We start from the raw sequence: 12,686 nt of genomic DNA on the forward strand, positions 1-12,686 counted from the left end.
CACTCTCTTAAATTATTAGTTCTTTATTTGAATTAATCTTTATTTTTGCATTTGATATCTATCAAATGCATCATTGTAAATTTTTATATAATCTTCAACTCCCATTTTATTTAATCTATCAATATATCCATCCCAATCCTTTTCAACATCTGCTTGACCTGTAACCCATTTAGCCTTCATTTCATCAACATAGTTATTTAAATCAGTTTTCATTGTTCCAATTTTATCAAGTTCTTCCTTTGTAAAACTTAGTATTGGTAATTGTTCACCTAAAAATGGTTTATATTGCTCATAAAAACTATTCTTCTTAATTTGAGTTGCAGATTGAATCATTTTATTACTATATGTGTCTACTGAAACGATTCCTGGGGCATAAGGTCCCGGACAATTTTCCCATTTAGCTTTATTATCAGGATTTACAACTTTAAATTTATCTCCTTCTTTTTCAGTTATAACACCATTTTGTCCAATATGAACTTCTACTGTCTTATCATCTTCTTGATTAAAGAATTGATCAACCCATCTAATAGTAGCTTCAATATTTTTATTAGCATTTGTTATAACAAATTTAGCTCCTCTATTATCTTTTACGTAATTTCCCCAAAGTTGATCTCCATTTGGTCCTTTTAATGGCTCTAATGCAATATAATCATCTGCACGCTCCAATCCTACTGTTGGATCTGAGTTATAAGATAAAAATGAACCTAAAGTATTTTCTTTACCTTTACTTGTATACATCCCTTGTTCTTGAGTGAATACTTCACTATCCATTAACCCTTGAGTATATAGTCTATTAGCCCATTTTATATATTCTTTATATCCATTATCTGTAGCTGAAAATATAATTTTTTCATTCTTAACCAGTACATGCTCTAATCCATCAATTACACCAAAAGAACCACTTAATGAGAAATCACCATTATACACATTTTTTGCTCTAAAACTTAATGGAATTTCATCATTTTTGCCATTTCCATTGGGATCCTTATCTTTAAATGCTTTCAAAACTTTTTCATATTCATCAATTGTCTTAGGAATTTCTAGACCCAACTTATCTAGCCATTTTTTATTTATAAATAGATGATTTACTGTATCTTCTGGCTTATATCCATCTATATATGGCAGTATATAAATATGTCCATCAGCTGCAGTTGATTGTTTTTTAAACTCTGGATTTTCTTCAAATAATTTTTTAATATTTGGAGCATACTTATCTATATAATTTTCCATAGCTACAAAAGTTCCCATACTACCATATTTAGCTATATCACTGTTAGATAAACCTCCTCCAAAGAATATATCTGGAACTTCTCCTGATGCTAAAATAAGATTTTTCTTTTCCTCCCAAACATTTCCTGCTACACATTCATATTGAACATCAATATTTGTTCCATCATCGAAATTCTTTAAAATTTCCATTTCATTAAAATCTTTACTTAATGGATCTACTTGAGCTAAAGCTTTAATTATTATTGGCTCATTAACTATAGCTCTTCCTTCTTTATTAAAATTCTCTACACTCTTATCCTCATTTTTTCCTTGTTCACTCCCTTTAGAACACCCAATCATTAAGCTAGCTCCTAATACAAGAACTAAACTTAGTGATATTAAACTTTTTATTTTACCCCTTTTCATAATATAACCTCCATCTATTATTAATTAAATATTATCTTTTTATTTATTTTCAATAGGAATTTTCCCTTCTACATCCTTTATCCATTTTTTCAGTTCATCTAAAAGTTCAAATGTTAATCTTTTATTTTTGTTTGATATATCTTGTCTTTCACTTATATCTTCCTCTAAGTTATATAAGCAAATTTTTTTATTTTCATAAAAATATATTAATTTATACTTTTCTTTTCTAATTGATGAATATGGAGTCCCTCCCTGATTACCATAATGTGGATAATGCCAAAATACTGAAGTTTTTCTTTTATCATCATCATTGTTATTAATTATAGTATCATAAAAACTTTCGCCATCAATTCCTTCATCTTTATTAGCTTTAATATTTGCTACATCTAAAAAAGTTTTATAGAAATCTGTACTTATTACTATTTTATTTGAAATTCTATCATTCTTAATTTTATTTTTCCAATACAATATAAGTGGTACTCTAACACCACCCTCATATGACCATCCTTTGCCTTCACTTAATGGAAAATTACATGTAGGTGATGTTTCAGCTGTAGATAAACCTCCATTATCTGATGTAAATACCACCAATGTATCTTCTAATATTCCTTCTTCAATTAATTTATTAATTAGTCGTCCAATATTCCAATCAAGATTATATATCATAGCAGCATATTCAGGAGAGGATTGAACAATTCTTCTTGTAACCTTCATATTTTTTTTGTGTTCACATGGAAAATTTTCACCTTCTACTAATGGATTAATCTTATTTAGTCCAAGCTTTTTTAACTTATCCTTAAAATACTCTATATCCGAAAATTTAGCTTCTATAGGTGTATGAACTGCATAATACCATAGGTTTAGAAAAAATGGCTTATCTTCATCTCTATTTTTTATAAGATTTAATGTCTCATCTGTTAATCTATCAGTTAAATATTCACCATCTATTTTATCTTCAAGATTTTCTATTTTATATGGACTAAAATATCCATTCATAGGTCTACCACAATGCCCACCTGCTATATTTATATCAAATCCATGTTTTTCTGGATAATACTCTTGTTCTCCTAGATGCCATTTACCTACATGCCATGTAGTATATCCTGACTCTCGTAGAGTTTTAGCTATAGTCATCTCTTTAAGTGGAAGTTCCCTTAAATAATCTGCATCTATAAGTTTTCCTCGTGTATGTGCACCAATCCAATCTGTTACTTGTAACCTAGCTGGATACTTTCCAGTTAATATACTTGCTCTTGATGGTGAACATACTGGGCTAGCTGCATAAGAATTTTTAAAGGTTAATCCTTCCTTTGCTAACTTATCAATATTTGGAGTTTCATAAAATTCACTTCCATAGCAACTTAAATCTTTCCATCCTAGGTCATCAATTAATATAAATATAATATTAGTTTTAGACTTCATTTTCTTCCTCCATTAAAATTAGTCTAATATTTGTATAGATTTATCCGAAAACTCTCTTGGATGTTTTTCCTTAAGTTTTTCAACAGCCCAACCTCTTCCTGTTTGCTCAAGCCTTTTACAATAATCCTTTAAATACCCTTTTGCATGAAGTGGACCACCTTCTCTCATAACAGACCATAATGGATCAACATCATATTCACTTGACATCATCATATCATCTGTCCAATTTTGAAGTATATATGCTGCTCTAATACATAAATTTCTGTTTTTTTCAGCTAGATTATATTGCTCATGTGGGTCTTCCTTTATATTAAACAACATTTCTTTTGGAAATAGATGAAATCCATCATGATAAGTTCTTATATATATATAATCATCAAATCTTACTGAACGTTGACATACATGAGCACATTGCCCAAGAACTAAAGAATCTCTTCCAGTATCATCTCCATTTAAAATTGTTTTTGCATAGCTTCTTCCATCCCAGTATTCTTTCTTATCCTTATTAAATAATTCTGCTAAAGATGGTGCTAAATCTAAATTATAATGTAATCCATCATCATAATAGTTTCTCTTCCCCCCTGGCCATTTTACTATCATAGGTATTCTAGTAGTTGTATAGTCTGCTGTTCCATGTTCTCCATATATTCCAAATTCACCCATAGCCTCACCATGATCTGATGTAACTATAATAGCCATATCATCATATATACCCTTTTCCTTTAGAATTTTAATTATACTACCTATATAGTCATCCATATATCTTATTCCACAATCATAACCATCAAAGCAGTCTTTTACATCTTCATAAGTTACAAGTTCTGTTTTATATCTTGGATGATTAGTAGTTTCATTTGTAAACATATTAATCTCTCTTGCTCCATGTGGACCAACTTTATTTTTTCTATGATCCTGAAATACTTCTTTAGTAAGCCATGATGGCATATTAATATCGTTGAATGGATTTCCAAATTCTTCCGGAGTCCTATATGGTGTATGAGGATCCCAATAATTTACATGCAAAAACCAATTATCACTATCACAATTATCCTCTAACCACTTCAAAACTACCGGTGTAACTTCCTCTGCTGATTCATGTCCTGATTTTCCTGTATTAAAAACTTCATTAAAACCTGCATTAAACCACCAAGCACTATGTCTCTCTGCAAAGGGACTTATCGTGGCAGTATGTATGCCTTGTTGTCTTAAAAATGCTGGCAAACTATTTCCTGCTAAACAATCTTTAAATCCTCTTTTTTCACCTACTAATCTAAAGTCAGCTGCTATCCCGCCATGATTTACTACTCCTGTATGAATACCAAATCTTCCAGATATTAAGGCAGCTCTTGACGGTAAGCATGGTGCATCTGAACAATAGTAGTTGTTAAATACTACTGAATCCTTTGCAATATTATCAATATTGGGTGTTGTATTTCTATTATATCCATAACATCCCAAATGATCCGCTCTCAATGTATCTAAATCTAACATTAATATTCTCATTTCCTCACTCCTTTTAACCCTTAACAGAACCTATCATCATACCTTTAACAAAGTACTTTTGTACAAATGGATACATACATAAAACTGGCAATGACGAAACTATAATTACCCCATATTTAAGCATATCAGCTAATCTTTGTTGCTCTGCTGCTGAAATTGCATCTTGGCTCAAACCGGCTGCTGATTCCTGTTGAATTAATAATTCTCTTAAAATAACTTGTAATGGATATAATGCTCTATCTCTAATATAAATAAGGGCATTAAAATAAGAATTCCAATGTCCTACAGCATACATAAGAACCATTACTGCAATAATTGGCTTAGATACTGGTATTACAACTTTGAAAAAAAAGCTAAAATATGAGCATCCATCAACTTGTCCTGCATCAAATAATTCTTCTGGTATATTTTGTAGGAAGAAGGATCTTGAAACAATTAAATTAAAAACACTCACTGCTCCTGGTAGTACTAAAGCCCACATAGTATTATTTATTCCAAGCTTATTAACTAATAAATATGTTGGGATTAAGCCACCACCAAAAAACATAGTAAATGTAATTATTGCCATTATATATTTTCTACCAACCAATTCATTTCTTGATAATGCATAGGCTGCCGGTATTGTTAATGCTATGTTTATAGATGTCCCTATAACCGTATATTTAATTGAGTTCCAATATCCCATCCAAATATCTTTATTTTTAATAATTTCTTTATACCCATCTATATTAAAACCTTTAGGTATTAACCATACATCTCCCCTTGAAACTGCACTTGGATCACTTATCGAAGCAATTACTATAAAATATAGAGGGTAAAGTATAGCAATTAACACTAAGAATAATATTATATAGTTTATAATATCAAATGCCTTATCTCCCTTTGTCTGTCTTCTAAATTCTTTAGTAACAAAAGTGTTTATCATATTCAATCCCTCCTTTTACCATAATCCTGATTGACCCATTTTCTTAGAAATTTTATTTACCAATACTAATAAAGTACAATTAATAGCTGAGTTAAATAATCCAACTGCTGTAGAGAATCCATATTGAGCATTTATTAACCCCATTTTATAAACATAGGTTGGAATAATTTCCGAAATACCTATATTCAATGGATTTTGCATCAAAAATGACTTCTCAAATCCTATACTCATTATTTGTCCACAGTTCAATATTAATAATGTAACTATCGTAGGTAATATTGAAGGAATGTCAATATGCCATATTCTTTGAAGTTTACTTGCTCCTTCAACTACAGCTGCTTCATGTAATTCTGGACTAACACCTGATAAAGCTGCTAAATATATTATTGCACTCCATCCCATATTTTGCCATACTCCAGACCATACATACATATTTTGATAATATTCTTCTTTTCCTAGGAAATATATTGATTCTCCTCCAAATGTCTGTATTGCTTCATTTACTAATCCACCATTAGTTGAGAAAAATATATTAAGCATTCCTACCAAAACAACTATTGAAATAAAATGTGGTGCATATGTTACTGTTTGTACTAATTTCTTAAATTTAGCATGTCTTACTTGATTTAATGCTAATGCTAAAATTATTGGGAATGGAAAGCTTACTACTAACTGATATAGGCTAAGTGTGATTGTGTTCCATAATAATTGTTTAAATTGATAAGAGCTAAAAAATCTAGTAAAGTTATCAAATCCAATAAATGGACTTCCCGTAATTCCTGCAACAGCGTTGTATTCTTTAAAGGCAAGTTGCACCCCATACATTGGTCCATAACAAAATACTATAAAATATATTAATGTTGGAATTAACAATATATAAAGCTGCCAACACTTACGAATATTATTTAGAAGTTTTCCTTTGTTTTTATTAATCTTTTTGTTTGTTATTTCTTTTCTTTTATCTTCAATACTAACTTGCATTTAGACCCCCCTTAATTAATAATTCCATAACCGTTTTCTTTTCATCTCCTTTTAATTTTATTTGACCTTTAAATTTTATTTTAAGTTATCCCTCAGTAAATTTATATCATGTAATCGTTTATTTTTATATGCACATTATTTTTATACATTTTTTCATTACGCTTAATAAAAATACTGTATATTTAAAACTACTTATAAATATTAAAAAATGATAACATTTTTTTCTTGTTAAAACAATTTTTGTAATATAAAATAGTTATGAAAACTTTTAAGGGGGATGCTATATGATCAAAAAATTTTCACATTCATCTACGTATAGTAAATTCTTATTTTCTTACGTAGTACTACTTATTCTTCCAATACTTATAATTACATCTATAATGTCAGGAATTATTTTCAATATTTTAGAAAACGTTATCTCTCAAAAAGATGAATCATCTTTACTACTTTCAACATCACACTTGAAAAATGAAATAAAATCTTGTCATCAAGTTACTGAAATGTTGAATACTATTGATGAGGTAAAACCTTTTAAATATTCAGACAATGTATATGGAGCAATAAGCTTAATTAATACATTAAGTAAATATAAAGCTACTAATTCATTATTTGAAAATGTTTTTATAAGCTTTTATGGATATGATTACATTTATTCTGATAGCGGTGCTTATAAACTAGATTCTTTTTTGAAATTTTCTTCCTCTAATGAGGATATACAATATAATTTAAGAGCATCTTTTACTTCTCTTAGTTATCCTAAAATAATATACGATAAAGATAACAATAGAAATTATTATACTATCCCTTATATAGTTAATAGTGAGATAGTTGGAACTGTTGGTTTTATTCTTGATAATAAAACTATTTCAAATATACTTTCTATAAACTCAACAGCGAAAACAATGCTATTAATTGATTCAATAGGTAATTTCGCTAACTTAAATAACAATACTAGCTCTAATGATATATCTCCTATAAAATTACTTAATGACCATAATTCCGAGTTAACAGAAAAACAACATATATTTAAATCACTTGGAAATGAAAGTCTATTTATTAGTAAAATTCAACCTTATAACTTATACTTTATTTCTATTAAATCATCAAATATTCTTTTTAAAGAATTAAGAGATGTACGATTTTTATTGTTTATTTCTATATTTATTACTTTTACCTTAGGAACTTTAATAATATATTTCTTATTGAAAGTTAATTATAAACCAATTTTACAACTTAAGGATATCTCTAAAAAAATGTATAAAGACACTTATAATAATGAGGGCTATAATGAAGTTGAATATATTAAAAGTACATTAAATTATCTAAATGATAGAAATACTGAACTAGAGTATCAATTTTATGAAAATATTCCAATTAGGCAAAACTTCTTATTAAATAAGCTAATTAATGGAGAAGTCTTTGAGGAAACAGATTTTTCATCCAAATGTAAAGAAATTAATCTATCTATTGATGCTGCTTTTAATATCATCGTAACTGTAAAATCAAATAATAAATCCTTATCTTTACTATCTTTATTAGAAAAAAATAATATGCATATTTTTAGTAGTCAATATGAGTTTATAGTAAATTCAGATGTAAGTGGACAATCTATTTACTTAATTGGCTTATCTGATAATACCATTAACTATAAGGGTAAATATCAATTAAGTGATAATACAGTTATATCCTTTGGATCTGTACAAAGTAAGCTAACTTTACTTACAAAATCCTATATAGATTCTAGAACCTACTTAGATTTTGACTCAAAAGATACATTTAATAAAAATGTACAGTTTTTAATAAACAAATATACTAAACAATTAAAAGAACTATGTAAATATAATTCATCTGATAAAATTAATTTAAATTTTGATAAAATTAAGAATTTAACTATTGATTTAAATAATGAAGATTTACCTTTTAGTATAATAAGAAACATATATCTTGAAATAGTTATTGTTATTAATTCACTACTTAATAATCAACATTTAATTAACTATACAAATATTGAACTAACAAGTCTATTTGAAATTGAATCAAAAGAAGTTTTACATGAAATTATTGTAGAATCTTTAACTGAAATACTTGATATATTAAAAAATGTTGATGAACATTCATTACCAAAATTATCAGTTGATGAAATTAAAAATTGTATTGATTATAACTACACTGACTATTCATTCTCTTTGCAGCTTGTTGCTGATAAATTTGGTATATCTCTATCATATTTAAGTCAATTCTTTAAAGAAAAAACTGGTTCAACAGTTTTAGATTATATAACTAATTTAAAAATGAACAAGGCTAAAGAACTTTTGTTAAGTACAAGCCTTCCTTTAAAAGATGTTGCAGAACAAATTGGTTATATTAATGTTTCTAGTTTTATAAGAAGATTTAAGCAAGTTACAGGTATGACACCTGGAGAATATAAAAAAATACCTCTAAATAATGAAAGGAGCCCTATATAATGAAAAGATTAAAATATCTTTTAGATTTTTTAGTAATTTTTTTAATTTTTGATGCTTTTATAATTTTAAAAAATTATATAATTGCAATTCCCCTTTTTTGTCTTTATATTGCGTATAAGTTATATCAAAGCAAATCTTCTATTTATGCTTTTAAAGGTAATTTATCTTTCGAGAAAAAAGAGTATGCTGCTGCTTTATCTTATTACAGTAAAGCTTGTTTGAATGTTAATGTTGATTCAGCAATTAAACTAAAATATGCCTATATACTTCTCTATTGCGGTAAACTTAAAGCTTGTGATGAAATTCTTAAAACTATAAGCTTTGAGAATTTAGAATTAAACTTGAAAAACTCCTATATAATAACAGAAGCTTTATATCTATGGAAAACAGGTGATTTAAAATCTGCAATTGAAAAATGTAAAAATATAGATATTGAATTTAAGAATACTTTAATTTATGAAACCTTAGGATATTTATTTATATTAAATGGTAATTATTCTGAAGCTTTAGAGTATAACAAAACTGCTTATGATTATAATAGTTCAAGCTTAGTTATCGCTGATAACCTTGCTCAATGCTATTATTTTTTAGAAAATTACGAAAAGGCTCAAGGTATTTATGAAAATATACTTATTAATAACCCTACTAAGCCAACATTTTCAGAACCTTATTATTATTATGGCCTAATACTAAAAAGTAAAGGAGATATTGATAACTCATTAAAATATTTTAATATTGCATTATCAATGAGAGAATCCTTTTTATCAGCGCTACCTCATAATAAAATAAAAGATGAAATTAACTTAATCGATTTATCAATACAACATTAACTTATGTAGGAGGAATTTTTATGTCTATATCAATACTTATAAAACCGGCATCTTCCCTTTGTAATTTAAACTGTAAATATTGCTTTTATAAAGATGTTGCCTCTAATCGTGATTCCTATTCAAATGGAATTATGACAGAAGAAACAGTGGAAAATTTAATAAAAAATGTTTTTTCTTCTTCTTATAAAGCTATTAGTTTTGCCTTTCAAGGTGGAGAACCAACCTTAGCTGGTTTATCATATTTTAGTAATTTTATTAATATTGTAAAAAAATATAATACACAAAATGTGTATATTAGATATTCAATTCAAACTAACGGCTACACAATCGATACAGAATGGGGAGAATTTTTTAAAGAAAATGAATTTTTAGTCGGTATATCTTTAGATGGTCCTAAAGATATTAATGATGAACTAAGAGTAATTCATGGATTTAAGGGAAGTTTTAATACAGTTATGAAATCAATTAACATATTAAAAAAGTTTGATGTTCCTTTTAATATACTTTGTGTACTTACAGCTTTTAACTCTAAACATATAAACAAGGTTTACAACTTTTATAAAAAGGAAAATCTAAACTACCTCCAATTTATACCTTGCCTTGAACCATTAGATTCAAATTCAGAAATGAATAAATACTCTTTACAGAATAATGACTATACACATGCATTAAATACATTATTTAAGTTATATAAAAAAAATTATTTTGATGGTAATTATACTAGTATAAGACTTTTTGATAACTATGTTCAAATGCTACTTGGTGAACCCCCTGAAAATTGTGGTGTATCTGGAATATGTAGTTGCTACTTTGTAGTAGAATCAAATGGTGATACTTATCCTTGCGACTTTTATTCATTAGATAAGTATAAACTTGGTAATATAAATATTAATTCATTCGAAGAAATGAGAAACTCTAAAACCGCTATAAACTTTATAAATGAATCCAAAAATATTGATTCTAAATGTTTAAATTGTAAACACTTTAGACTTTGTCGTGGAGGATGTAAAAGATATAGAACTAGCCTAAGTGAAAATGTAATACCTTTTAATTATTTCTGTGAAAGCTATTATAATTTTTTTGAAAATAATACTAAAGATCTTATTGAAATAGCTAATGCTGTAAGAAGCAATATACTTATAAATAATAGATTACTTTAACTATTTATTTTAACAGTATATTTTTATCCATAAACAATATAAAATAGAAGTCCCTCAAAAGTAAAACTTTAAAAGGACTTCTATTTTTTATGCATGCCTTATACGTGGCATCCACATAGGCTCCTTTTCTAATTCCGCCCAGCAATATTTTAATATAAGCTTTAATTTTAAATCTTTATATTTATTATTATTCCATAAATTATTTTTTTCTTCAGGATCTATTTCTAAATCAAATAATTCTCCATACTCTTGCCCATAATATATAGTTATTTTATACCTTTTATCAACAAAAGTTCTAAGATTCATTGTTTTATCTTCATGTCTATTTTCAACAATTATATGATCTCTTATATTTTCTTTTTCATTAAGCCATACCAAACTTTGATCTAATCCAGTCATTACTCTTGGAATTTTTTCACCACATAAACTTAAAAATGTAGGTGCTAAATCTACCAATGATTGCATTGAGTCACTTACTTTATTTGCCTGTATCTTATTAGGATACCTAACTATAAAAGGAATCTTAATCATATCTTCATAATGAAAGGGACCTTTTCTAATTAACCCATGTTGTCCTAAAAAATGACCATGATCTGTTGTAAATACAACTATTGTATTTTCTGCTAATCCAAGTTCATCTAGTTTATCTAAAATTTTTCCTATATACTTATCCATCATTGAGATCATTCCATAGTATAATGCTATGTCTTTTTTAAGTTCTTCTTCCTTCTGAAGATGTGAATGGAATCCATGTATTCCAAACTCTGTAGAATAATAACTTGAAAAATCTGGCTCTAATTCTTGTGTCATTCTAAAATGAGGGGGGTTTTTATCATGCTCTCCTTCAACTAAAGTATTCTTTAATGTAATTTTATCTGGGTTATACATTGATGCCCATGGCTCAGGTACAAAATACTCTGGATGAGGATCAATGAAACTACTCCATAAAAAAAATCCTTCTTTATTTTTTTTATATTCTTCTAGTAAATAATTAGTTCTTTCAGCTATCCATGTATTATAATGATATTCCTCTTTTATATCCCATTTCCCCCAATTTCTTTTTGCATTATAAAATCCTCCCTTTTCTCTAGCTAATCTCTCCATACGTTTATATTTATTAGGATCCATATTTCCTGTTGGCTTAAGAAAGTAATCTCTCCAATTTTTACATCCTTTCTCTTCAAGCCATAAAGCATAATGTTGACCTACATGAGATTCATTTGTATGATTTCTTGCTAATTCATAATGATCAAATCCATAAAATGGTTCATTGTAATTTCTCCAAAATTCTAAATCATTTATAATTGGATATGACTCTAATGATGAGAATTCTTCGGTCGATGCTAATGGTTGAAAATGCGCCTTTCCTATTAAAGCCGTCTTGTATCCATGTTTCTTCAAGCATTGCCCAATTGTTATTTCTTTTTCTGATACTTTTGTTCCTAAACTCCATCCCCCATGCTGACTCGGATATCTTCCTGTAATAATACTTCCTCTTGATGGAGTACATGTTGGATTAGTACAATATGCTCTAGTAAAGGTTGTTCCCTCTTCACATAACCTATCTAGATTTGGAGTTTTAATTTCACTATTAAATTTTCCTAAAGTATTATAATGTTGCTGATCACTTGTTATAAGTAAAACATTAGGCTTCATATTTTACCCCCCTTTTTTTAATAATTATTAAACTAATACTTTGTTAAGTCTATTATTTTTTTAAATAAATTAGACTTAATACAAATTGAAAACATTATCAAATAAAATT

At 27.6% G+C, this 12,686-nt stretch carries 9 protein-coding genes; 3 read left to right on the forward strand and 6 right to left on the reverse strand.

What is annotated here, in order from left to right; genetic code table 11:
• Window positions 1-39: 39 nt before the first annotated feature.
• From ACYQ1T_RS01690 to ACYQ1T_RS01710, 5 genes are read right to left on the reverse strand one after another with little or no spacing between them, the layout of a single operon-like run.
• Entirely contained in the window at window positions 40-1,635 is a 1,596-nt protein-coding gene (locus ACYQ1T_RS01690; protein WP_459831062.1) for a type 2 periplasmic-binding domain-containing protein, read from the reverse strand.
• 39 nt (window positions 1,636-1,674) lie between these two features.
• Window positions 1,675-3,057, reverse strand: a complete 1,383-nt coding sequence (locus ACYQ1T_RS01695; RefSeq protein ID WP_459831064.1) for a sulfatase — start codon at window positions 3,055-3,057, stop codon at window positions 1,675-1,677.
• Between the two features lie 18 nt (window positions 3,058-3,075).
• Window positions 3,076-4,560, reverse strand: a complete 1,485-nt coding sequence (locus tag ACYQ1T_RS01700) for a sulfatase family protein (protein WP_459831066.1) — start codon at window positions 4,558-4,560, stop codon at window positions 3,076-3,078.
• 13 nt (window positions 4,561-4,573) lie between these two features.
• Window positions 4,574-5,485 carry a carbohydrate ABC transporter permease gene (locus ACYQ1T_RS01705; protein WP_459831068.1) on the reverse strand — a complete coding sequence of 304 codons (912 nt, stop codon included), beginning with the start codon at window positions 5,483-5,485 and terminating at the stop codon, window positions 4,574-4,576.
• Between the two features lie 15 nt (window positions 5,486-5,500).
• On the reverse strand, window positions 5,501-6,466 hold the full coding sequence (locus ACYQ1T_RS01710; protein ID WP_459831070.1) for an ABC transporter permease: 966 nt from the start codon (window positions 6,464-6,466) through the stop codon (window positions 5,501-5,503).
• A gap of 284 nt (window positions 6,467-6,750) precedes the next feature.
• Here ACYQ1T_RS01710 and ACYQ1T_RS01715 point away from each other — a divergent pair, with 284 nt between their 5' ends.
• Genes ACYQ1T_RS01715 through ACYQ1T_RS01725 form a run of 3 tightly spaced genes read left to right on the forward strand, consistent with a single transcriptional unit; the run spans window position 6,751 to window position 10,921 of the window.
• Window positions 6,751-8,931 (forward strand): helix-turn-helix domain-containing protein, encoded by a 2,181-nt coding sequence (locus ACYQ1T_RS01715; protein ID WP_459831072.1) that lies wholly within the window; start codon window positions 6,751-6,753, stop codon window positions 8,929-8,931.
• Window positions 8,931-9,761 carry a tetratricopeptide repeat protein gene (locus ACYQ1T_RS01720; RefSeq protein ID WP_459831074.1) on the forward strand — a complete coding sequence of 277 codons (831 nt, stop codon included), beginning with the start codon at window positions 8,931-8,933 and terminating at the stop codon, window positions 9,759-9,761. The genes ACYQ1T_RS01715 and ACYQ1T_RS01720 overlap by 1 nt, the downstream gene beginning before the upstream one ends.
• Window positions 9,762-9,781: 20 nt before the next feature.
• Complete coding sequence (locus ACYQ1T_RS01725) at window positions 9,782-10,921, forward strand: anaerobic sulfatase maturase (protein WP_459831075.1); 1,140 nt, start codon at window positions 9,782-9,784, stop codon at window positions 10,919-10,921.
• 87 nt (window positions 10,922-11,008) lie between these two features.
• Here ACYQ1T_RS01725 and ACYQ1T_RS01730 read toward each other — a convergent pair whose 3' ends face one another.
• A complete protein-coding gene (locus ACYQ1T_RS01730) occupies window positions 11,009-12,577 on the reverse strand; it encodes a sulfatase family protein (RefSeq protein ID WP_459831076.1) in 1,569 nt (522 codons plus the stop codon).
• Between the last annotated feature and the right edge of the window lie 109 nt (window positions 12,578-12,686).

This window comes from Clostridium carnis (assembly GCF_054657435.1).